At 73.2% G+C, this 22,201-nt stretch carries 20 protein-coding genes; 14 read left to right on the forward strand and 6 right to left on the reverse strand.

The window, feature by feature from the left end:
- Window positions 1-74: 74 nt before the first annotated feature.
- Window positions 75-3,890: a GH92 family glycosyl hydrolase gene (locus AMYTH_RS0107300; protein WP_027929750.1), complete on the reverse strand. Its 3,816-nt coding sequence runs from the start codon at window positions 3,888-3,890 to the stop codon at window positions 75-77.
- Window positions 3,891-4,079: 189 nt separating this feature from the next.
- Here AMYTH_RS0107300 and AMYTH_RS0107305 point away from each other — a divergent pair, with 189 nt between their 5' ends.
- Genes AMYTH_RS0107305 through AMYTH_RS0107315 form a run of 3 tightly spaced genes read left to right on the forward strand, consistent with a single transcriptional unit; the run spans window position 4,080 to window position 6,333 of the window.
- Window positions 4,080-4,640 carry a TetR/AcrR family transcriptional regulator gene (locus AMYTH_RS0107305; protein WP_027929751.1) on the forward strand — a complete coding sequence of 187 codons (561 nt, stop codon included), beginning with the start codon at window positions 4,080-4,082 and terminating at the stop codon, window positions 4,638-4,640.
- A gap of 38 nt (window positions 4,641-4,678) precedes the next feature.
- Entirely contained in the window at window positions 4,679-5,353 is a 675-nt protein-coding gene (locus AMYTH_RS0107310; protein WP_027929752.1) for a HEAT repeat domain-containing protein, read from the forward strand.
- A complete protein-coding gene (locus tag AMYTH_RS0107315) occupies window positions 5,347-6,333 on the forward strand; it encodes a HEAT repeat domain-containing protein (RefSeq protein ID WP_027929753.1) in 987 nt (328 codons plus the stop codon). The genes AMYTH_RS0107310 and AMYTH_RS0107315 overlap by 7 nt, the downstream gene beginning before the upstream one ends.
- A 7-nt stretch (window positions 6,334-6,340) precedes the next feature.
- On the opposite strand, the gene AMYTH_RS0107320 is transcribed toward AMYTH_RS0107315, so the two are convergent.
- Window positions 6,341-7,630, reverse strand: a complete 1,290-nt coding sequence (locus AMYTH_RS0107320; RefSeq protein ID WP_027929754.1) for a M20/M25/M40 family metallo-hydrolase — start codon at window positions 7,628-7,630, stop codon at window positions 6,341-6,343.
- Window positions 7,623-8,450, reverse strand: a complete 828-nt coding sequence (locus AMYTH_RS0107325; protein ID WP_027929755.1) for a M55 family metallopeptidase — start codon at window positions 8,448-8,450, stop codon at window positions 7,623-7,625. Before AMYTH_RS0107325 ends, AMYTH_RS0107320 begins: the two co-directional genes overlap by 8 nt.
- Window positions 8,451-8,589: 139 nt before the next feature.
- Here AMYTH_RS0107325 and AMYTH_RS0107330 point away from each other — a divergent pair, with 139 nt between their 5' ends.
- The 5 genes from AMYTH_RS0107330 (at window position 8,590) to mptB (ending at window position 15,524) form a co-directional block, all read left to right on the forward strand.
- The gene (locus AMYTH_RS0107330) at window positions 8,590-10,371 is read left to right on the forward strand and encodes an ABC transporter substrate-binding protein (protein ID WP_027929756.1); all 1,782 of its coding nucleotides are present in this window, start codon (window positions 8,590-8,592) and stop codon (window positions 10,369-10,371) included.
- A 2-nt stretch (window positions 10,372-10,373) separates the two neighbouring features.
- Window positions 10,374-11,390 carry an ABC transporter permease gene (locus tag AMYTH_RS0107335; protein ID WP_027929757.1) on the forward strand — a complete coding sequence of 339 codons (1,017 nt, stop codon included), beginning with the start codon at window positions 10,374-10,376 and terminating at the stop codon, window positions 11,388-11,390.
- Entirely contained in the window at window positions 11,387-12,283 is an 897-nt protein-coding gene (locus AMYTH_RS0107340) for an ABC transporter permease (RefSeq protein WP_027929758.1), read from the forward strand. Before AMYTH_RS0107335 ends, AMYTH_RS0107340 begins: the two co-directional genes overlap by 4 nt.
- A complete protein-coding gene (gene nikE, locus AMYTH_RS0107345; RefSeq protein ID WP_027929759.1) occupies window positions 12,280-13,896 on the forward strand; it encodes a nickel ABC transporter ATP-binding protein NikE in 1,617 nt (538 codons plus the stop codon). The genes AMYTH_RS0107340 and nikE overlap by 4 nt, the downstream gene beginning before the upstream one ends.
- A 74-nt stretch (window positions 13,897-13,970) precedes the next feature.
- On the forward strand, window positions 13,971-15,524 hold the full coding sequence (gene mptB, locus AMYTH_RS0107350; protein ID WP_027929760.1) for a polyprenol phosphomannose-dependent alpha 1,6 mannosyltransferase MptB: 1,554 nt from the start codon (window positions 13,971-13,973) through the stop codon (window positions 15,522-15,524).
- A gap of 10 nt (window positions 15,525-15,534) precedes the next feature.
- On the opposite strand, the gene AMYTH_RS0107355 is transcribed toward mptB, so the two are convergent.
- The 3 genes from AMYTH_RS0107355 to AMYTH_RS0107365 are packed head-to-tail and all read right to left on the reverse strand — an operon-like array spanning window position 15,535 to window position 18,714.
- Window positions 15,535-15,948 carry a TIGR03668 family PPOX class F420-dependent oxidoreductase gene (locus AMYTH_RS0107355; protein ID WP_027929761.1) on the reverse strand — a complete coding sequence of 138 codons (414 nt, stop codon included), beginning with the start codon at window positions 15,946-15,948 and terminating at the stop codon, window positions 15,535-15,537.
- A complete protein-coding gene (locus AMYTH_RS0107360; protein ID WP_027929762.1) occupies window positions 15,938-16,795 on the reverse strand; it encodes a S66 peptidase family protein in 858 nt (285 codons plus the stop codon). The genes AMYTH_RS0107355 and AMYTH_RS0107360 overlap by 11 nt, the downstream gene beginning before the upstream one ends.
- Window positions 16,792-18,714, reverse strand: a complete 1,923-nt coding sequence (locus AMYTH_RS0107365) for a S9 family peptidase (RefSeq protein ID WP_027929763.1) — start codon at window positions 18,712-18,714, stop codon at window positions 16,792-16,794. The genes AMYTH_RS0107360 and AMYTH_RS0107365 overlap by 4 nt, the downstream gene beginning before the upstream one ends.
- Before the next feature lie 76 nt (window positions 18,715-18,790).
- On the opposite strand from AMYTH_RS0107365, the gene AMYTH_RS0107370 reads away from it, so the two are divergent.
- From AMYTH_RS0107370 to AMYTH_RS0107395, 6 genes are all read left to right on the forward strand, one after another.
- Window positions 18,791-19,369 carry a DUF3090 domain-containing protein gene (locus AMYTH_RS0107370; protein ID WP_020417938.1) on the forward strand — a complete coding sequence of 193 codons (579 nt, stop codon included), beginning with the start codon at window positions 18,791-18,793 and terminating at the stop codon, window positions 19,367-19,369.
- Between the two features lie 2 nt (window positions 19,370-19,371).
- A complete protein-coding gene (locus tag AMYTH_RS0107375) occupies window positions 19,372-20,175 on the forward strand; it encodes an SCO1664 family protein (RefSeq protein ID WP_027929764.1) in 804 nt (267 codons plus the stop codon).
- Window positions 20,176-20,428: 253 nt separating this feature from the next.
- Entirely contained in the window at window positions 20,429-20,992 is a 564-nt protein-coding gene (locus AMYTH_RS0107380) for an RNA polymerase sigma factor (RefSeq protein WP_020417935.1), read from the forward strand.
- Window positions 20,983-21,534 (forward strand): anti-sigma factor, encoded by a 552-nt coding sequence (locus AMYTH_RS0107385; RefSeq protein WP_027929765.1) that lies wholly within the window; start codon window positions 20,983-20,985, stop codon window positions 21,532-21,534. The genes AMYTH_RS0107380 and AMYTH_RS0107385 overlap by 10 nt, the downstream gene beginning before the upstream one ends.
- Window positions 21,535-21,545: 11 nt before the next feature.
- Window positions 21,546-21,899 carry an Asp23/Gls24 family envelope stress response protein gene (locus AMYTH_RS0107390; protein ID WP_027929766.1) on the forward strand — a complete coding sequence of 118 codons (354 nt, stop codon included), beginning with the start codon at window positions 21,546-21,548 and terminating at the stop codon, window positions 21,897-21,899.
- The gene (locus AMYTH_RS0107395; RefSeq protein WP_027929767.1) at window positions 21,896-22,192 is read left to right on the forward strand and encodes a hypothetical protein; all 297 of its coding nucleotides are present in this window, start codon (window positions 21,896-21,898) and stop codon (window positions 22,190-22,192) included. The genes AMYTH_RS0107390 and AMYTH_RS0107395 overlap by 4 nt, the downstream gene beginning before the upstream one ends.
- Window positions 22,193-22,201 lie beyond the last annotated feature (9 nt).

Raw genomic sequence — 22,201 nt, forward strand, 5'->3', positions numbered from 1 at the left:
GCAGTTCCAAGCTGGACAAACCGGGTACCGGCGACCGGTGGTGATGCTCGCGGGCGGTGGGGCGGAGGCGGCAGTCACGTCCCGCCGAGCAGTTCCACCTCCGCCAACCCCGCCGCGCCGCCCGTGCTGCCCGTGATCCGCAGCCGGTAGTGGGCGTAGGCGCCCGGCGTGGCGATCTTGAACGCCCGCGTCTGCTGCCGCCACGTGAACGTCTCCCCGGAGCGGATGTCCAGCGGCGTCCAGGTCTGCCCGTCGGCCGAGCCCTCCAGCACCCACGCGCTCGGGTCCCCGGCGTCCTTGGCCGAGGTGAGCGTGTAGAAGGTCGCGGTCACCGCGCCGGGCACCGGGCAGTCGACCGTCTCCAGCGGGCGGGCCTGGGTGGCCGAGGTGTTGTCGAACAGCGGCCCGCCGGGCGTGGTCAGATCCGCCGGCGGCTGGGGCGGCTCGTCGCCCTCGGTGAGCGAGGGCGGCACCTCGGCCGCGCCCCAGCGCGACGGGCTCGGGCCCATCGCGAAGTCGAGCGTGCCGCCGCCCGCGAGCACGTCGTGCGGCAGCGACGTGGAGTTCCACGTCCGGCCGTTGACCCGCAGCCCCTGCACGTAGACGTTGCGGGCGTTGTTCTTCGGCGCGTTGATCACCAGGTCCCGGCCGCCCGCCAGGTGCACCGTCGCCTTGGTGAACAGCGGCGAACCGACCGCGTACTCCGGGCTGCCCATCCGCAGCGGGTAGAACCCGAGCGCGCTGAACACGTACCAGGCCGACATCTCGCCGTTGTCCTCGTCGCCGGGGTAACCCTGCCCGATCTCGCTGCCCAGGTACAGCCGGGACAGCGCTTCCCGCACCCTGGCCTGCGTCTGCCACGGCTGCCCGGCGAAGTCGTACATGTAGGCGATGTGGTGGGAGGGCTGGTTGGAGTGGCCGTACTGGCCCATCCGCACGTCCCTGGCCTCCCGCATCTCGTGGATCTGCCCGTCGTAGGCGCCGGGGAACCCGGCGGTCTCCGGCGTGGCGAAGAACTGGTCCAGCTTGCGCGCCAGCCCGTCGCGGCCGCCGTAGAGGTTGGCCAGCCCCTGCCCGTCCTGCGGCACGGTGAAGACCATGTTCCAGCCGTTGGTCTCGGTGTAGTCGTGCCCCCACTCGCGCGGGTCGTACCGGCCGGGCGGGACGCGGAACGCGCCGTCGGCGCCGCGGCCCTGGAAGAACCCGACCGCCGGGTCGAACATGTGCACGTAGTTCTGCGCGCGGCCGCGGAAGTACTCGGCGTTCTCGGCGTACTCGCGGCGGCGCGGGTCGTCCGGCGCGGCCTCGTCGGCGAGTTTCTGCGCCATCATCGCGATGCCGAAGTCGTTGAGGTAACCCTCAATCGCCCACGACATGCCCTCGCCGGTCGACGTCGGCGTGTAGCCGAGGAAGATCGACTGCTCCAGGCCCTTGCGGCCGACGTCCTCGTTGGGCGGGGCGACCGTGGCGTTGCGGATCGCCGCGTCGTAGGCCGCCTGCACGTCGAAACCGCGCACGCCCTTGAGGTAGGCGTCGGCGAAGGCCACGTCGGAGCTGGTGCCGGTCATCAGGTTCGCGTAGCCGGGGGAGGACCAGCGCGCGACCCAGCCGCCGTCGCGGTACTGCTGCAGGAACCCGTCGATCATCCGGCCCGCCACGTCCGGCGTGAGCAGCGCGTAGGCGGGCCAGGTGGTGCGGTAGGTGTCCCAGAATCCGTTGTTGACGTAGATCTCGCCGTCGACGACCTTCGACCCGGTGTGCGTCGGCGTGTCCGGCCCGGCCTTGGGCGAGACCGGGCTCGCGTAGGCGGGGCGCGGGCTGCGCGTGGTGCCGACGTTTTCGAATCCGGAGTTGGGGTAGAGGAACAGCCGGTACAGGTTCGAGTAGAGCGTGGTCAGCTGGTCCCGGCTGGCGCCTTCGACCTCGATCACGCCGAGCTTGCGGTCCCACGCGGCCTGCGCGGCGGAGCGGACCGTCTCGAACGCCGTGCCCGCCGGGATCTCCTGTTCCAGGTTGCGTTTGGCCTGGTCGACGCTGATCAGCGAGGTCGCGATCCGCATGCCCACGGCGCCGCCGCGGCCCGGGTCGAACTTCAGGTAGCCGCGCACGTGGTCCCGTCCCTCGCCGGGCAGCATGTCCCCGCCGGTGACCGGCCGGTCGAAGGCCGCGTAGACGAACATCCGGCCCGCGCCGGCGGAGTTGCCGCTGCGCACGTCGGTGAACCCGGACAGCGTGCCCGTGGCGGGATCGAGGGTGAGGCCGCCGGCGTCGTTGACGTTGTCGAAGATCAGGTTCGCGTCGCCGCCGGGGAAGGTGAACCGGAACGCCGCCGCGTGGTCGGCGGGCGCGATCTCGGCCTTGACGCCGTTGTCGAACGTCACCCCGTAGTAGTGCGGTTTGGCGATCTCGTTGGCGTGGTCGAAGGACAGGGCGCGGGCGGCCCGGTTCGCGTCCGGCGCACCGGCGGCGGTCGAGGGCATCACCTGGAACGTCTGCCGGTCGCCCATCCACGGGCTCGGCTCGTGGGACAGCGACAGCGCCTGCAGCGTGGGCCGGTTCTGCGCGTTGTTGCCCTCCTGGTAGCGGTAGAGCCAGTTCACCGACCCGGCGTCGGTGACCGGGGTCCAGAAGTTGAAGCCGTGCGGGACCGCGGTGGCCGGGAAGTTGTTGCCGCGGGAGAACGTGCCGTTGGCGTTCGTGCCGCGGGTGGTGAGCACGTGGTCGGACAGGCGGGCGACGCGGGCCTGCGGCGCGGCGGGCCCGAGCGCGATGTCGTCGAACCAGCCGTTGAACGAGCCGGCGCCGTTCGGGTTGTCGTAGGCGATCAGGATCCGCGCGACGGTCTTGCCGCGGGCGACCGTGCCGATCGCCGAGCGCACCAGGTTCCACTGGTTCGCGTAGAGCGACTTCGCCGCGCCCTGCCCGCGGGGACTGAGCGGGAACCCGTACTGGTCCACCGCGCCGAGGGTGGACAGGTAGGTGCCGTCGGTGAAGGCCAGGTCGACCGAGACGTTCGTGCTCGGGTACGTCAGGTCGTCGCCGGTCAGCTCGGGGAACACCGTGTAGGACAGCTCGGTGTCGGCGCGCACCGGGATCCGCACGTCGAACACCTTGTTGTAGGAGTAGCCGTGCGGCGCGGTCTGGGTGCCGCCGTAGTGGAAGGCACGCAGCCCGGTGAACCCGGCGCGCGGTTTGTTGGTGTAGCCGACGGGCGGGCCGCTGTCCGGGTAGGACCGCATGGCGGGCAGCGGCGGCGGGGCCGGCTGGTCGTCGGCGAGCAGCAGTTCGGCGAGCTGGACGATGTCCGCGCCGCCGTTGGCGGTGATGTCCAGCCGGTAGAAGCGGTGCGTGGCGGTGGCGGCGAGGCGGAACTCCCTGGACTCGAACCGGTCGCCGAACGTCTGCCCGCTCTGGCTGTCCACTGTGGTCCAGGTGGCGCCGTCGTCGGAGCCCTGCAGGGTCCAGTCCCGGGGGTCGCGCTCCGGGGCGTCGTGGGCCGAGGTCAGGCCGTAGCGGGTGATGGCGACCGGCTCGGCGAACTCGATCTGCACCCAGCCGGTGCGGGCGAAGGCGAGCCACTTGGACTCCGGCCTGCCGTCGAGCACGTTGACCGCGACCTCGCCGGCGCCGGCGTTCTCCGCGCTCGCGGTGGCGCCGGTGGCGCGGCCGCGCACGTCGCCGGGGATGGCCGAGCCGTTCGCGCCGTTCACGCCGGCGGTGAGCGGGCGGCCGTCCGGCCCGGTCTCCACGGTGTCCACCCAGTCCGGCTCGGGCTGGCCGGGTTCGAACGACGACGCGAACCGCACCGGCGCCTCCGCTCCCGCGGGCGGCGCGGCGACCAGACCGGTCATCAGCAGGGCGACGGCCAGCGCGCGAATGGTTCGGACCATGGCAGGCAGCGAAACGCGCAGGCCGGGGCACCGTCAAGCGGCCACGCCAAACCTGGCCCAAACCGGACAAGGACGGGTGAACTCTACACCGCATTCGGCCGCCCGAGGTTTAGCCTGCTCAGCGCCGCCGCGAAGCGCAACGGACCGTCGCAATGCAACGCACCGTTGCGTTGCGGTTAGGCTGGGACCATGCCGACCGGTGCCGGCCCCCGCCGGGTCCAGGAGATCTTCACCGCGACCCTCGACCTGCTCACCGAGCACGGCTACGACGGGCTGACCATCGAGGCGATCGCGCAGCGCGCGGGCGTGCACAAGACGACCCTCTACCGCTGGTGGTCGTCGAAGGACGAACTGCTCGCCGCCGCGGTGACCGGCTCGGCGCTGCTGGAGTTCCCGGTCGCCGACACCGGCAGCCTGCGCGGCGACCTGCTCGCCGTCGCCACCCGCCTCTCCCGGCTGCTGACCCGCCCGGCGACCGCGGCGGTGCTGGCCGCCGTGCCCGGGCGCCCGCTCCTGGCCGAGGCCACGAGCGCGTTCTTCACCGGCAGGCTCACCCGCGACCACCCGGTCTTCACCCGGGCCGTCGACCGGGGCGAGCTGGCGGCGGACAGCGACGCGGACCTGGTCGTGGACCTGCTCGCCGGCGCGCTGTGGTTCCACCTGCTGCTCTGCGGCGGCAGCGCGGACCGGCGCTACCTGGCCCGGCTGGTGGATTCGGTCCTGACCGGCGTCCGCGCCCGGCGTGCTTGACGTTGACACTGTGACAAGGTCTTCACTGGGACGCGGAGGTGGTTCCGATCAACCCGACACACCGCGACCTGCTCGGCGCCCTGAACGCCGGGAACCCGTCCACGCGGCTCAAGGCCGCGCTGGCGGCAGGCACGCACCCCGACCCCGGTCTCCTCGGTGAGCTCGTGGCCCGCAGCGCGGTCGAGCCGGACTTCTTCGTCCGCGACATGCTCACCTGGGCGCTGACCCGGCTGCCGGCGGAGATCACGGTGCCCCGGCTGCTCGACGAACTCGCGTCCGGGCGGGCTCAGGCGCGCAGCCAGGCGCTGCACACCCTGTCCAAGATCGGCGACCGGCGTGCCTGGCCCGCGATCACCCGCGCGTTGCTGCACGACGCCGACGACGAGGTCGCGCGCAGCGCGTGGCGGGCCGCGGTCGTCCTCGTGCCCGACGAGGGGCGCGCCGCGCTGGCCGAGGTCCTGGCCGCGCAGCTCGGCCGCGGCGACCGGGCCGTGCAGCTGAGCCTCAGCCGGGCGCTCGTCGCGCTCGGCGGCGACGTGGCCGAGCCGGCCCTGCGGACCGGCCTGGCGAGCGGGGACCCGGTGGTGCGCGCGCACGCCCGCGCCACGCAGCGGCTCCTGCGGGACCCGGACGCCGGGTTCGCCCCGGACGTCGAGGAGGCGAAACGGGTGGCCGCGCTCGGCCCGGAACGCGCGGCGGGCACGTCGTGCTGATCGGCGAAGTGGCGCGCCGCTCGGGGGTGAGCACGCGGATGCTCCGGCATTACGACACCCTCGGGCTGGTGCGCCCGACCGGCCGCACGGTCGGGGGCTACCGGGAGTACTCGGACGAGGACATCCGCCGGATCTTCCACGTGGAGAGCCTGCGGTCGCTCGGGTTGTCGCTGCGCCAGATCGGGCGTGCGCTGGCCGATCCCGGTTTCACACCGTCCACTCTGGTCGCCGACCTCATCCGGCGGACCGAGGACCGGATCCGGCGGGAGCAGGAGCTGCTGGAGCGGCTCCGGGCGGTCGGTGCCTCGGCGCCGTCGGGCTGGCCGGACGTGCTGCGCATCGTGGCGCTGCTGCACGGGCTGAACTCGCCCTACGCGGCGCGGCGGCAGCAGGCCGCCCTGACCGAGGCCGTGCCGGTGCCGGCCGAAGTGCTGGCGGAGGCGGTACTGGCCGAACCCGACGCGAACGTGGCAGGCGCGTTGCGGTGGGCGCTCGCGCGCGCCGGCGGCGACGGGGTGGCCAGCCTGGCGGCCGGCCTGCGCGCCGAGGACGTCGAGGTCCGGCGGCGCGCGGTGCTGGCGATCGCGGAGATGCCGGGAGACGAGGCGACCGAGGCGCTGACCGGAGCGCTCGCGGACCCGGATCCGACGGTGCGCAGGCACGCGGCGCTGGCCCTGGGCCGGTCCGGCGTCGCCGCGGCGGTGCCGGTACTGGTGCGCATGGTGGTGGACGGTGACGGCGACGTGGAAGCGGCTGAGGCGCTGGGCGCGCTGGCACTGGACCCCGGGCACGCGGAGCAGGTGATGAGCGCGCTCACCGGCGAACTCGCCGCGCACGCCACGGACTCCGCGGTGCGGCTCCGCCTGACCCAGGCGCTCGCCGAGATGCGGCCACCCCTCGCACACGACGTCCTGCGGCAACTGGCGCACGACGACGACCGCGCGGTGGCCCTCCTCGCCACGGCCCTGCTGGGGGACTGATGCCCGGTCAGCAGTGGGTGAGGAAGTGCTCCAAGACGCGCTTCCCGAAGTGCAGTCCCTCCAGCGGCACCCGCTCGTCGACGCCGTGGGCCATCGCCCGGTACTCGAAGCCCTCGGGCAGCCACAGCGGCGCGAAGCCGTAGCAGGCGATGCCCAGTGGGCTGAACGCCTTGGCGTCCGTGCCGCCGCCCATGCAGTACGGCACCACGACCGCCTCCGGGTCCTGCGACCGCAGCGCGTCGGTCATCGCGGCGAACCACGGGGAGTCCACCGGCGCCTGCACGGCAGGCTGGTGCGCCACGAACTCGCGCGTGACGTCCGGCCCGAGCAGCTCGTCGAGCTCGTCCAGCAGCTGCTTCTCGGTGCCCGGCAGGGTCCGGGTGTCGATCTGGGCCTGCGCCAGGCTCGGGATCACGTTCACCTTGTACCCGGCGTCCAGCATCGTCGGGGTGGTGCTGTTGCGGATGGTCGGCTCGACGAGCTTCGCCGCCGGGCCCAGCCGCGCCACCGTGCCCTCCACATCGGACAGATCCACTTCGACGCCGAGCGCCGCGCCGGTGCGGACCAGGAACGCCTCCACCGTCGGGGTCAGCGTGACCGGCCACTCGTGCGCGGCGATCCGGTTCAGCGCCTCGATCAGCCGCACCACCGCGTTCTCGTGGTTGGGCCGCGAGGCGTGTCCCGCCCGGCCCCGCGCGGTCAACCGCATGTGCGCGGTGCCGCGCTCGGCCGTGCCCACCGGGTAGAGCCGCTTGACCGAGCCGTCGGCCGCGGGCACGTGGTAGGTGTAACCGCCGGACTCGCTGATCGCGGCCACGCACCCGTCGAACAGCTCGCGGTGCTCGTCGGCCAGCCAGTGCGCCCCGTACTCGCCGCGGTCCTCCTCGTCGGCCACGAACGCCAGCACCAGGTCACGCCGCGGCCGCAGCCCGTCCGCGACCGCGGTCAGCACCATCGCGATGAAGTCCTTCATGTCCACCGCGCCCCGGCCCCACAGGTAGCCGTCCCGGACCTCCCCGGCGAACGGCGGCACCGTCCAGTCCGCGGCGTCGGCGGGCACCACGTCCAGGTGCCCCTGCACGAGCAGCGCCGGCAGCGTGGGGTCGGCGCCCGGGAGCCGGGCGACCACGTTGGTGCGCCGCGGCGCGGACTCCAGCACCACCGGTTCGAGGCCGGCGCCGGCGAGCACGCCCGCGACGAACTCCGCCGCGTCCCGCTCACCCTCGGCGTCGCCGTGGCCGCGGTTGGTGGTGTCGAACCGCAGCAGCTGCGCGCACAGACTCTCGACGTTAGCCATACTTCCCCTGCACCGCGCCCGCGGCGATCGCCGTGACCACCTTGAACGCCTTCATCGCTTCGGTCATCGATGCCGCGTCGAACCCGACCCGGCGCACACCGGTCTGCTCGACGGTCGGCACCACCGCGGCGGCCTGCGCCAGGTGGCTCGCGTCGAACTCGACCTCGATGCGGTGCGCGGCCACCGCACCCGGCGCCCGCACCGCACGGTCCATGCTCGCCCGTGCGGCCGCGCTCAGCATCTCGGCGGTCCTCGACGGGGGAAGGCAGATCGCGGCGTAGCGGCTCACGCACTCCTTGACGGCGACCAGTTGCGCGCCCGGCGCGTAGTCCGCTGCGTCCTCACACGTCCGGTCGTCGCCGGACACCAGCAGCACCGGCACCCCGTGCTCCGCGGCGAGCGCGGCGTTCAGGCGGCCTTCGCTGGCCGGCACCCCGTCCAGCCACACCCCGGTGATCTGGTTCTCCAGGTAGGTGTGCGACAGCACGCCGTCCGCGCCCGCCCCGGCGTGGTAGCCCAGGAACACCACCCCGTCCACCCCGGAGTCGATGCCCTGCATCATCGACAGCGGCTTGTGCCGCCCGGTGAGCAGGCGGGCCCGGTCGTCCAGGTCCTCCAGCAGCAGGTTGCGCTGCGACGAATGCGCCTCGTTGACCAGCACGTCGCTCGCGCCGCCCGCGTGCAGGCCGCGGACCACCGCGTTGACGTCCCCGGTGAACAGTCGCCGGAAGCGCTGCCATTGCTCGGTGCCCGGGACGACGTCGTCGGTCCAGGTGACACCGGTGGCGCCCTCCATGTCCGCCGAGATCAAGATCCGCATGGTCCAGACCTTACGTCACGGCTCGGCAACACCACCCGTGAGTCGTTGACTCCACGTGCTTGGAAGTGGTTACTTTCCGGTTTCGGAATCAGCCAGAGAGGTGGGACCTGTGGGGATGCGTTTCCCGAGACGAACGCGCGTGGGCGCGGCGGTGGCCGCCGCGGCGCTGGTGGCGGGCCCGTTCGTGCCCGCGGCCCAGGCGCAGCAGCAGGGCGGCACGGTGCTGCGCGTGGCACTGGTGCAGGAGATCGACCACCTGAACCCGTTCCTCGCCTCGTTCGCCTCCAGCACCATGGTCGGGCGCATGACCTGGGAGTTCCTCACCCTGCCCTCGGCCGAGGACAACACCCCCGCGCCAGGCCTGGCCGAGTCCTGGTCCACCTCGCCCGACAAGCTCACCTGGACCTACCGGATCCGGGACGGCGTCAAGTGGTCCGACGGGCAGCCGGTCACCGCGAAGGACGCCGCCTACACGTTCACGCGGATCATGACCGACGAGAACGCCCAGGAAGCCAACGGCACCTACGTCGAGAACTTCGAGTCGGTCACCGCCACCGACGACCGCACCCTGGTCATCAAGACCAAGACCCCGCAGGCCAGCATGACCGCGCTGGACGTGCCGATCGTGCCCGAGCACATCTGGGCGAACCAGCCGAACATGACCGACCCGGCCACCGACTCGGTGCCCGTCGTCGGCGTCGGCGACGGCCCGTTCCTGATCACCGAATACCGGCCGAACGAACTGGTCCGGCTCAAGGCCAACCCGGACTACTGGCGCGGCCGCGCCAAGATCGACGAGCTGCAGTTCATCAGCTACAAGAACTCCGAGGCCGCGGTCAACGCGCTGAAGAACAACGAGGTCGACTTCGTCAACCGGCTCACCTCGACCCAGTTCGACACGCTGAAGAACGCCGAGGGCGTCACCACCAACCAGGCGATCGGCCGCCGCTACCGCGAGATCATCGTCAACCACGGCGCCCAGACCCAGTCCCGCCAGCCGATCGGCGACGGCAACCCGGTGCTCAAGGACGTCCGCGTGCGGCAGGCCATCGCCCGCGCCCTGGACCCGCAGACCCTGGTGGACAAGGTGCTCGGCGGCTACGGCCAGACCGGCGGCGGCATCGTGCCCGCCTCCTTCCCGGCCTACCACTGGGAACCCACGGCGAACGAGCGCTACACCTTCGACCCGGCGGCCGCCAACGCGCAGCTCGACCAGGCCGGCTACCCGCGCGGCGCCGACGGCACCCGCATCGGCCCGGACGGCAAGCCCATCGAGCTGCGGCTGCTCGGCCGCGCCAGCGAGGACTTCGCCCAGCGCGCCTCCGACTACGTGATCAGCTGGCTCGGCGCCATCGGCATCAAGGCGATCAAACAGCTGGTCTCCGACAACGAAGTCGACGAGCGCACCAACAACGGCACCTACGACCTCGCGTTCTCCGGCTGGGGCACCAGCCCGGACCCGGACTACATCCTGTCGAAGCAGACCTGCGCCGCCCTGCCCGCCGTGGCGGGCAGCAGCAGTAGCACCGCCTTCTTCTGCGACCCCGAGTTCGACCGCCTCTACGCCGCCGAGAGCACCGAGTTCGACCCGGCCAAGCGCGCCGACTTCGTCAAGCAGGCCCAGGCCCGCTACTACAGCCAGGTGCCCAGCATCGTGCTGGACTACGACAACGTGCTCGAGGCCTACCGCTCGGACAACTTCGCGAGCTTCACCAAGCAGCCCGCGGGCACCGGCCAGATCATGGAGCAGAGCGGCTACTGGGGCTTCTACGGCGCGACGCCCGCCGAGGGCGGCTCCACCGCGAGCGGCGGCCTGTCCGGCGGCGCCTGGATCGCCGTCGGCGCCGGTGTCCTGGTCGTGCTGGTCATCGCGGGCACGGCGGCCGGGCGGCGCCGCAAGTCCGCCGACGACCAGGAGTAGGCGTGACGAACGCGCTCTCCACCGCCGCGGCGGAGCTCGACGAGCCCCGCCGCGGCACCGGCACCGCCCGGTTCCTGCTCGGCAAGCTCGGCGGCGCGATCGGCAGCCTGCTGCTCGTGGTCGCGCTGGGCTTCCTGCTGTTCCGGATGATCCCCGGCGACCCGGTCACCACCCTCACCCGCGACCGGCCCACCAGCCCCGAGCAGCTGGCCCAGCTGCGCGCCCGGCTGGGCGTGGACCAGCCGCTGTTCCAGCAGTTCCTGGACTACCTCGGCGGGCTGCTGCGCGGCGACCTGGGCACCTCCTACGGCTACAACCGGCCGGTGAGCGCGCTCATCGGCGAGCGGCTCGGCCCCACACTGCTGCTCGTCGGCACCGCCACCGTGCTGGCCGTGGCGCTCGGGCTGTGGCTCGGCGTGCGCGCGGCGTGGCGGCGGGGCAGCCTGTTCGACCGCACCCACACCGGCATCGCGCTCACGCTGTGGTCGATGCCCCAGTTCTGGCTGGGCCTGCTGCTACTCATCGCCACCCAGGGCGTGTTCCCCAGCGGCGGCATGCGTTCCCCGGACACGCCGCCGGAGTTCTTCCCGCAGCTGCTCGACGTCGCCCACCACCTGGTGCTGCCGTGCGTCACGCTGCTCGCGGTGATCTACGCCCAGTACATGCTGGTCATGCGGTCGTCGCTGCTCGGCGAGATGAACGCCGAGTACCTCACCACCGCCCGCGCCAAGGGCCTGCGCGAGGACCTGGTGCGCCGCCGCCACGCGGTGCCCAACGCGCTGCTGCCCACCGTGACGCTGGTGTTCCTGCAGTTCGGCCTGGTGGTGTCCGGCACCGTCACCGTCGAGACCGTCTTCTCCTGGCCCGGGCTGGGACTGCTCACCTACGAAGCGCTGCGGGTGCCGGACCTGCCGCTGCTGCAAGGAGTCTTCGTGGTCATGGCCGGCTCGGTCATCGTGATGAACCTGATCGCCGAGGTGCTCTACCGCGTGCTCGACCCCCGGGTGCGTGCGCAGTGACCGCGCCCGCCGCGATCGCCTGGCAGCGCCGCCGCGCCGCGGCCGCCGCCGTGTGGCGCGAGTTCGCCGCCGACCGCGGCGGCCTGGCCGGGCTCGGCGTCCTCGTGCTGGTGGTGCTGCTGGCGGTGCTCGCGCCGGTGATCACCGACCCGGCCGGCCTGGACGTGGTCAACGCGCCCGGAAAGCCCTTGCAGCCGCCCAGTGGCGAGTTCCCGCTCGGCACCGACATCGACGGCCGTTCGGTCCTGCTGCTCACCCTGTGGGGCGCGCGGGTGTCACTGCTGGTCGGGTTCGCCGCGACCATCCTGTCCGTGCTGATCGGCACGCTCGTCGGCATCGCCGCCGCGCACTTCGGCGGCTGGATCTCCGGCCTGCTGATGCGGTTCACCGACTTCTTCCTGGTGCTGCCCTCGCTGGTGCTGGCGATCGCGCTGTCCACCGTGCTGCCGCACGGCGTGCCGACGATCATCGTCGCGGTCGGCGTCACCTCGTGGCCCACCACGGCGCGGCTGGTGCGCGCGCAGACCCTGACCATCGAGTCGCGGCCCTACATCGAGCGGGCCCGCGCGCTGGGCGGCGGGCACCTGCACGTCATCGGCAAGCACGTGCTGCCCGGCGTGCTGCCGCTGGTGCTGGCCAACACCACCCTCGTGGTGGGCAATTCGATCATCGCCGAGTCCACGCTGTCCTTCCTGGGCCTCGGCGACCCGACCGCGCCGTCCTGGGGCCAGATGCTGCAGCGCGCGCTGTCCTCCGGCGCGGTCACCGGCGGGGCGTGGTGGTACCTGATCCCGCCCGGCCTGGCGATCGTGGTGATCGTGCTGTCGTTCACCCTCGCCGGCCGCGCGCTGGAGACGGTGCTGAACCCGCGGCTGAAGGGGGAGCACGCGTGAGCCTGCTGGAGATCAAGGACCTGCGCGTGGCCTACCGGGACGTGGAGGCGGTGCGCGGCGTGGACCTGACGCTCGCGCCGGGGGAGACCCTCGGCGTGGCGGGGGAGTCCGGGTCGGGCAAGTCCACCGTCGCGATGAGCGTGCTGCGGCTGCTGCCCAAGTCCGCGAAGGTCACCGGGGAGATCCGGCTCGACGGCGAGGACGTCACCACCATGCGCTGGGGGCGGCTGCGCGCGGTGCGGTGGGCCGAGGCGTCGGTGGTGTTCCAGGGCGCCATGCACGCGCTCAACCCGGTCCGCACCATCGGCGACCAGATCGCCGAGCCGATCCGGCTGCACGACCCGTCGGCCACCGACGTCGACGGCCGGGTCGCGGAACTGCTCGAATCGGTGGACCTGCCCGCCTCGCGCGCCGGGGCCTACCCGCACGAGCTCTCCGGCGGGCAGAAGCAGCGCGTGATGATCGCGATGGCACTGGCCTGCCGGCCGCGGCTGATCATCGCCGACGAGCCGACCACCGCGCTCGACGTCATCGTGCAGGCCCAGGTGCTCGACCTGCTGACCCGCCTGGTCGCCGAGCACGGCCTCGGGCTGATCATGATCAGCCACGACCTGTCCGTGCTCGCCGCGACCTGCGCCCGCATCGCGGTGATGTACCACGGCGAGATCGTCGAAGAAGGCCCGTCCGCCGAGGTGATGCGCTCGCCGCGGCACGAGCACACCCGCGCGCTGGCCGCCGCGTTCCCGACGGTCGGCGACCCGGCCGCCCGGTTCGCGCCCGCCACCACGACGCCGCTGCCGCCGGAACCGGACACCCCGCCCGCGCCGGACGTGCTGCTGGCCGCGGAGAACCTGCGGGTGAGCTTCCGCGACCGCCGCGGCGCCCGCATCGACGCCGTCGCCGGCGTGGACCTGCAGGTGCGGCGCAACGAGATCGTCGCGCTCGTCGGCCAGTCCGGGTCGGGCAAGACCACCCTGGCCCGCACCCTGCTCGGTCTGCAGAAGCCGACCTCCGGCGTGGTCCGGTACCACGGGGAGCCGGTGCCCGCCTCGGGCGCGGCGCTCAAGGCCTACCGGCGGCACGTCCAGCTCGTGCTGCAGGACCCGGCCAGCGCGCTCAACCCGCGGCACACGGTCTACGAGGCCGTCGCCGAGGGACCGCGCATCCACCGGATGCCCGGCGACGAGCGGCAGATCGTGACCGAGGCGCTGGAAGCCGCGGAACTGCGCCCGGCCGAGCACTTCCTGCACCGGCTGCCGCACGAGCTCTCCGGCGGGCAACGTCAGCGCGTGGTCATCGCCGGCGCGCTCGCACTGCGGCCGGGGGTGCTCGTCGCCGACGAGCCCGTCGCGTCGCTGGACGCCTCGGTGCGCGGCGAGATCCTCGGGCTGCTGCTGCGGCTGCGCCGCGAGCTCGGGCTGGCCGGCCTGGTCATCACCCACGACCTCGGGCTGGCGTGGAACATCGCCGACCGGGTGGCCGTGATGTACCGGGGCGAGCTCGTCGAGGTCGGCACCGTCGAGGAGGTCCTGCTCGACCCGGAGCACGAGTACACGCGGTCCCTGCTCGCGGCGCTTCCGGGAGGGACGACGCGAGCTTCACTACCGTCCTGAATGCCCGCAAGTCAAGGAAATGACGTTCCCGGCGCGAACCGGCACGGGAACGGTGTGTAATCTCCGTGGACGAAATGGCGACCACCACTGACCCCGCTCCCGGGGCGCCCGCGCAGGCGCCCCCGGCCGCGCGCGTGCGCGTGCCCTCGCGGTTCCCGTACCGCACGATCGCGATGGGCACCCTCGGCAGTCTCCTGCTCCTCATCGGCGCGCTCGGGGCCGGTGGCATCCTGATCCGCGACCCGGTCCTCGGGCACGGCCCGCTGTCCTGGGTCCGCTACGGGCACGGGCAGATGCTCGCCAACGCGGTGCTCTACGGCGGGTTCGCGCTCGTGGTGTGGGCGTGGGTCCGGCTGGGCCGCTACATGCTCGCCGGGCGCATCGGCAGCAGGCCGATCCTCGTCGCCGCGGCGTGCTGGATGGCGCCGCTGCTGGTCTCGCCGCCTTTGTTCACCCGCGACGTGTTCTCCTACCTCGGCCAGGGCGCTCAGCTGCTGCACGGGCTCGACCCGTACGCGCATGGTCCGGCCGAGCTCGAGGTGCTGCGCGACGTGGTGCAGAACGTGCACCCGGTCTGGCAGACCACCCCGGCGCCCTACGGCCCGCTGTTCCTGCTGATCGCCAAGGGTGTGGTCGCCTTGACCGGCGACAACGTGATCGCCGGTGTCATCGTGACGCGCCTGGTGCTGCTGATCGGCCTGGCGATGATGCTGTGGGCGCTGCCGCGGCTGGTGCGCCACCTCGGCGGCAAGCTGCCGATCACCGTGTGGCTGGCGGTCGCCAGCCCGATGACCGTCATCCACCTCGTCGGCGGCCCGCACAACGACCTGCTGATGCTGGGCTTCCTGACCATCGGCGTGCTCGCCGCGCTGGAACGCCGGCACGCGGTCGCGATCGTGCTGGTCACGATCGGCATGCTGATCAAGCCGACCGCGGCGGTCGCCCTGCCGTTCCTGGTGTGGGTGTGGGCCAACCACCTGCCGCACCCCAGCCGGGTCCGCAACTTCCTCCAGGCGGGCGTGATCTCGGTCGGCCTGTTCGGGATCGTGTTCGTGGTCGGCACCTGGGTGTCGCTCGGCTCGTTCAACCTGGGCTGGGTGACCGGCCTGCAGGCGCCGACGCTGGTGACGAACTGGCTGAACTTCCCGACCGGGATCGGGCAGCTGGCGCACACGCTGGTGAACCTGGTGATCACCGTGCCGGAGTCGCCGTTCGTGACGGTGGCCCGCGCGCTGGCGATGCTGACGCTGGCCGCGTTCGGCGTGCGGCAGTGGTGGAAGGCCCGCAACGGCGGCAACGAGGCGATCTTCCGGATGGCCATGACGCTGCTGGCCACCGCGATCCTCGCCCCGCCGACCCTGCCGTGGTACCTGACCTGGGGCTTCGTGATCGCGTCGGCGTTCCCGTGGCGGCGCAGGCACCTGGCCATCGTGGTCGCCGTGGCGTCGTTCCTGGTGCTCGCCTACTACCCGACGGGCGAGCAGGCGCTGTACGACTGGTGGTTCGTCGTGGTGGTCCTGGCGCTGTCGGTCTACGCGGCGGCGTCCCTGCTGCGCCCGGACCCCCTCGGCCTGGTCGGCGCGTGGCGGCGCCAGCCCGAGGTGCCGGACTTCGTCGCGAAGGACTAGCCGCCGAGCCTCACTCGGCGGTTCCGGTCCAGCCGCTCCAGCGCGTCACCTGGGTGATCACCACCGGGCCCTCCGGCGGCCGCCGCGCGTACTGCTCGTACTTCGCCTGCAGCAGGTCCACCGCGCCGGCGGCGGACTCCACGACGGTCGCGGTGCCGTCGGCCCGCGCCCACCACAACCGGGTCCAGTCCTCGTCGTAGGCGTCGGCCAGGAAGGTCACCGCGGGGTTCGCCGCGATGTTCGCCAGCCGCCGCAGCGCGTGCGTCGACTTCGGCTTGTGGTCGACCGCGAACACGATCTCGTCCCCGGACACCGCGAACGTCACCGGCACCAGGTGCGGCTGCCCGTCCGCCGACACGGTCGCCAGCCGCGCCACCCGGGCCGCCACGAACCGCGCCCGCGCCTCCGCCGGATCAAGCCGCACCGGTCACCACCCGCAGCGCTTCGGTCTCCAGCACGGCCTCGACCCCGAGCGGCACCGTCAGCGACCCCTCGACGTGCCCGAACCGCACCCCGGCGAGCACCGGCACCCCCAGCGGCGCCAGGCGGTCCAGCATCAGCTCCCGCACCTGCACCGGGTCGCCGCACCGGGTCCACGTGCCCAGCACGATCCCGGCCACGCCGTCGAACCAGCCGGAGCGCAGCAGCTGCGTGAGCATCCGGTCCAGCCGGTACACGGGCTCCGTCACGTCCTCGAGCACCACGATCGCGCCCCGCGCGCCGCCCTGCTCGGGTGTGCCGACGCTGGAGGCGAGCAGGCTCAGGTTCCCGCCGGTCAGCCTGCCCCGCGCGGTGCCCGCGACCAGCGCCTCGGTGCCGGGCAGCGTCACCGGTCCCGGCTCGAACAGGGCTTGGCGCAAGCCCGTACCGCCGGCGTCGTCCCAGTAGTCACCTGCGGGCATCGGCGAGAACAACGTCGGCTGGCCCAGGTGCTGGTGGATCGCCGCGTGCAGCGCCGTCACGTCGCTTGACCCGGCGAACACCTTCGCCCCGGCGCGGCGCAGTGCGGGCCAGTCGAGCAGGTCCAGCATCCGCTGTGTGCCGTAGCCGCCGCGCGCCGCGAGCACCGCGTCCACTTCCGGGTCCAGCCACGCCTCGGTGAACAGTTCCGCCCGCGCCGCGTCGGTGTCGGCCAGGTAGGAGGCGTGCCGCGAACCGGGCTTGACGAGGTTGCGCACCCGCAGCCCCCACGAGCCGAGCACGGCCAGCGCCCGCTCCAGCCGCTCCGGGGCGACCGGCCCGGCGGGCGCGACCAGGGCGACGGTCTTCACGAGCGCAGCTCCAGCTTCGGCACCCCGGGCGTGGCGAAGCCGAACACCTGCCCGTAGAACGACAGCTCGGCCTCCAGCGCGGCGATCATGGTCTCGGCGCGCCGGAACCCGTGCTGCTCGCCCTCGAAGGTCAGGTAGGCGTGCGGGATGCCGCTGCCGGAGAGCGCGGCGACGAACCGGTCGGCCTGCTCGGGCGGGCAGATCTGGTCGTCGAGCCCCTGCAGGAGCAGCACCGGCCCGGCCAGCCGGGCGGCGTGCCGCAGCGGCGACCGCTCCACGTAGCGCTCCCGCGTCTGCGGCAGCGGCCCGACGAGTCCGAGCACGTACTGCGACTCGAAGTCGTGGGTCTCGCCGCCGTCGCCGGTCCACTCGGCCAGGTCGAGGATCGGGTACTTGATCGTCGCCGCGCGGTAGGTGGTCACGCTCGTCATGGACGCCGCCGAGGTGTAGCCGCCCGCGCTGCCGCCGCGGATCGCGAGCCGCGCCGGGTCGGCGGTGCCCTCGGCCGCGAGCGCTTCGGCGACGGAGGCGCAGTCCCGCACGTCGACCACGCCCCACTGTTCCCGCAGCCGTTCCCGGTAGGCGCGTCCGTAGCCGACCGAGCCGCCGTAGTTGACCGCGACGATCCCGATGCCGCGGCTGGTGAAGTAGGCGAAGTCCAGGTCGAGGTCACCGGACACGCGGCCGGTGGGGCCGCCGTGCACGTGCACCAGGTAGGGCGGGCGCTCGCCGTCGGGCCCGGTGAATCCGGGGTTGGCCGGCGGGTAGACGTAGGCCGGGATCTCGACGCCGTCCGGGTCGGGGAACATCCGCTCCTGCGGCACCGGCAGGTACTCCGCGGGCGGCAGCGGGTGCGCGGGCGGGGTCAGCTCGGTCACCGCGCCGCTGCCGAGGTCCACGTGCACGACGGCGCTCTCGTGGCGCGGTCCGGCGGCGATGCCCGCGACCCCGGTCCCGTGCCGCGCCAGGGTCGCCGCCCAGCTCGTCAGGTGCTCGGCGACGGGCGTGACCGTTCCGCTGTTCTCGTCGAGCACGGCCAGGCGACCGGAGTCGAGCACGGCGTGCCTGCCGCCGCCCAGCGGCACGAACCAGTTCGACCCGATCTTCCACAGCGGCCCGCCCAGCTCCCGCCGCACCGGCGCGAGGTTGACGACCGCGCCGTCCAGCCCGATCCGGTGCAGGTTCCACCAGCCGTCCGGGTCCATCAGCGCCAGCAGCGTGCCGTCGCCGGCCCACTCCACCTGGCAGACCGACACGCCGGGCCCGCCGGCGAGCACCCGGTGTGGGCCGAACCCGCCGGGCCGCACCTCGGCCACGCACAGCTCGGTGGCATCCCACGGCATGTCCGGGTGCTCCCAGCCCAGCCACGCCGCATGCCGGCCGTCCGGCGACAGTTGCGGCGCGGTCAGGAAGTGGTGGGTCGCCGCCAGCGGCACCACTTCGCCACCGGTGATCGACACCAGGTCGCGGCGGATGTCGGTGCGCCGCGGCCCGGTGCTCGTCTCGCGCACCGCCCACACCACGCCGTCCGGACCTGGCCGGAGGTCGCCGTACCGGACGCCCTGCGGCACGTGCGGCTCCGGTGTGACCGGAACCACCTCGCCGCTGTCCAGGTCGCGCCCGTACACCCGCTGGTCGTCCCAGTGGGTGAAGTAGAGGGTCCGGCCGATCACCAGCCACGGCCGTCCGCCGTACTCGTGCACCCGGTTCCGGGCGTTCCACGGCGGCGGCAGCATCTCCTCCGCACCGTCCTGACCAGCGCGGACCAGCGTCAGCCTGCCGCCTTCGACGGGCCGGGCCTCGGCCCACCAGACGGCGTCGCCCACGACGTCGAGCCACTGCGCGCCACCGCCCGCGGCGGCGACGTCGGCGGCGGAGATGGGGGAGGTCCAGGTGCCGTACGGCGCGGTTTCAGCCACCGCCGCACTCTAACTAAGATGCAAGCGGGGGCGGCGGATGCCGATCATGAAACGGTGGCATAGGGTCGGGGGTGCCATGGCTCGTGTAATCCACGTCTTCCGCCAGCCCGACCGGTTCGTCGCAGGGACCGTCGGGGAACCGGGCGACCGCACTTTCTACCTGCAGGCCACCGAGGACGTCCGAACGGTGAGCGTGACGATCGAGAAGCAGCAGGTGCAGGTGCTCGCCGAGCGCCTGTCCTCGCTGCTGGAGGAGATCGTCGCGCGGTTCGGCGCCGAGGTGCCCGAAACCGTGCCCGACGACCTCGTCGACGTGGACCCGCTCGAGGTCCCGGTCGAGGAGGAGTTCCGGGTCGGCACGATGGGCCTCGGCTGGGACGCCGAGACCAGCGCGGTCGTGATCGAGCTGCTCGCGATGACCGAGGGCGAGGTCGACGAGACCGTCGTGCTCGACGACACCGAGGAGGGCCCGGACGCGGTGCGCGTGTTCCTCAGCCCCGCCGCGGCGCGGGCGTTCGCCGAGCGCGCCGACCGGGTCGTGCGCGCCGGGCGCAAGCCGTGTCCGCTGTGCGGCGAGCCGCTCGACCCGGAGGGCCACATCTGCCCGCGGCAGAACGGCTACCGGCGCAACACCGACCTGGCCGACGAGAGCTAGACGTGGCCCCACCGGTCGGTCCAGCCGATCCGCACGCCAGGGAGTTGCTCACGCGCGGCCGCCTGACCGTCGAAGGCCGCCTGGTCGACGCCTCGAACGTCACGCTGTTCTGCTCGGTCGAGCTGGACGGGCTCTCCGCACAGGCGGTGTACAAGCCGGTGTCCGGCGAGCGGCCGCTGTGGGACTTCCCGGACGGCACGCTCGCCGGGCGCGAGGTCGCCACCGCCCTGCTGTCCGAGGCCGCCGGCCTGGGCCGGGTGCCGCCGACGGTGCTGCGCGACGGCCCGTTCGGCGAGGGCATGGTGCAGCTGTGGGTGGAGACCGGCGACGAGGAGCTGATCGACGTCCGGTCGCCGAAGGACGTGCCGGACGACTGGCGCATCGTGCTGCACGCCCACGACCGGGCCGGTGAGCCCGCGGTGCTCGCGCACGCCGACCACCCGGGCATGCGGGACCTCGCGGTCCTGGACATCATCGCCAACAACACCGACCGCAAGGGCGGGCACGTGCTGGTCGGCACCGACGGCACGGTGTACGGCGTCGACCACGGCATCTGCCTGCACGCCGAGCCGAAGCTGCGCACGGTGCTGTGGGGCTGGGTGGGCGACCCGCTGCCCGCCGAGACGCTGGAGAAGCTGCGCGCGCTGCCGGAGAAGATCCGCGGCGACCTGGGCGAGCAGCTCGCGCCGCACCTGACGAAGCTGGAGATCAGCGCCATCGCCGAGCGCGCGGAGATGCTCGTGGCCACCGGCGTGTTCCCCGAACCCGGCGACGACTGGCGCGCCATCCCCTGGCCGCTGTTCTGACCCATGAGGTGGGTCGACGTGCGCCGGCCGGAGGCCGCCGGCCGTGCCCGCGCCGCGGTGGCTCTCCGGGCGTGTCGCCGCGTCGAAAACCTTGGTGCCGCATCCGAGAAGGCACTCCCGCACTGATCCACCAATCCGGTGGCCGCCCTCACCCGAACTCGTGACGGACCGGGGCGTGAGCTTTCGCCGTGCCCGGTGTCTGGCCTAGTGAATCGGGTGCGAACACGGGGAGGCTGCGCATGGGCGGGATGCGGTGACGGCCGGGACCGGCCTCGGCGAGGTCCTGGACGACGCGACGCTGGTCGCGCGGGCCAGGGACGGCGACGTGCGCGCCTACGAGCAGCTGGTGCGCCGCTACCAGGGCCCGATGTACCGGCTCGCGCTGCGCATGCTCGCCGCCGCCGGTGACGCCGAAGACGTGGTCCAGGAGGTGTTCCTGACCGTGTGGCGCCGCCTGGAGCAGCTCCAGGACGACGGCGCCTTCGTCGGCTGGCTGTACCGCTCGACCACGAACCGCTGCCTCAACGTGATCCGCGCCCGCCGCCCGGTCACCGACGTCGACCCGGACGACACCGAAACCCCGCGCGGCGACGCCCGGCCCGAGCGCGCCGCCGAGGTGAGCGCCCAGATGGCGGCCCTGACCACGGCACTGGCCGGGCTGACCCCGGAGCAGCGGGCATGCTGGCTGCTGCGCGAGGTGCACGGCCGGTCCTACGAGGAGATCGCGGAGGCCGTGTCGGCCTCGCCCACCGCGGTCCGCGGGCGCATCGCGCGGGCCCGCGCGCAACTGGCGGAGGTGATGCGGCCATGGCGCTAGACCAGACCACCCACGACCTGCCCTGCGGCCGGGCGCTGGAGGACGTGTGGGACCGCCTCGACGCGGTCACCGAGCACGACCTGACCTGCCCGCACTGCTCGACCGCGCGCGGCAGCCTCCTCGCGCTGCGGGACGCGACCCGTGAGCTGGCGGCCGACGAGACCCGGCCGCCGCTGGACCTGACCGGCAAGATCATGGCCGCCGTGCGCGCCGACGTGCGCCGCCACCGCGGCATGGTGCCGCTGTCCGCGCCGGAGCCCGGCACGCTCGAGGTGAGCGAGCAGGCGGTCGCCGCCGTGCTGCGGTTCACCGCCGACGAGACGGACGGCATCCGCGCCCGCCGCTGCCGGGTGCTCACCAGCGGCATCACCGACGGGCAGACCCTGATCGAGGCCGAACTGTCGGTGGCCGCCGCCTACCGCGACGACCTCGCCGACGTGCTGGCGCGCCTGCGGGATCGCCTCACGGCGGCTTGCTCGTCCGCGATCGGGGTCCGGCTGGTGCGGCTGGACCTGACGGTCGACGACCTCTACGACCGCTGAGGGGGGAACCGGTGCACGTCGAGTGGCACGTCGAGGACGCCGTGGTGGCGTCGGTGGCCGCGCACGCCGCCAGGGCGGTGCCGGGTGTGGCCCGGCTCGAACCGGGGATGGCCGGACTGGTGCGCGGCTGGGGCCGGTCCCGGTGGCAGCAGGTCAAGGGACTCACCCCGGCGCCCGCGGACGGTGTCGGCGTGCGGCGCGCCGGGGACGACGTGGAGGTGTGGGTCGGCATCGCCACCCGCGCCGGCGCGCAGGCCGCCGCGGTCGCCAGGGCCGTGCAGCGCGAGGTGCGCGCCCGGCTGGTCCGGGACACCGGCGTCGAACCCGGCCGGGTGTCGGTGACCGTGCTGGACGTCGTCCGATGACCGCCCGCGCCGAGCACGTCGAGGCGATCCTGACCGCCTTGTCCGAAGTGGACGGCTTGCGCCCGGCCGCGCCCACGGTGCGGCCGGTGGCGTCGTGGAACCCGGCCGCACTCGCGGTCGACCTGACACCCGAGGTGGTGCGCGTGCGCCTGGTCGCCACGGCGCTGCCGCTGCCACCACGGCTGCGGCTGGCCGGCGACGCGGTCGCGAAGGCGCTGGTGGGAAGCGCTTACGCGGACGCGGTCATCCGGCTCGTGGTGACCGATGTGGACGGATCCGCGTTCGGCGCGTGAGGTTCGCGC

Source organism: Amycolatopsis thermoflava N1165, from assembly GCF_000473265.1.
GTDB classification, from domain to species: domain Bacteria; phylum Actinomycetota; class Actinomycetes; order Mycobacteriales; family Pseudonocardiaceae; genus Amycolatopsis_E; species Amycolatopsis_E thermoflava.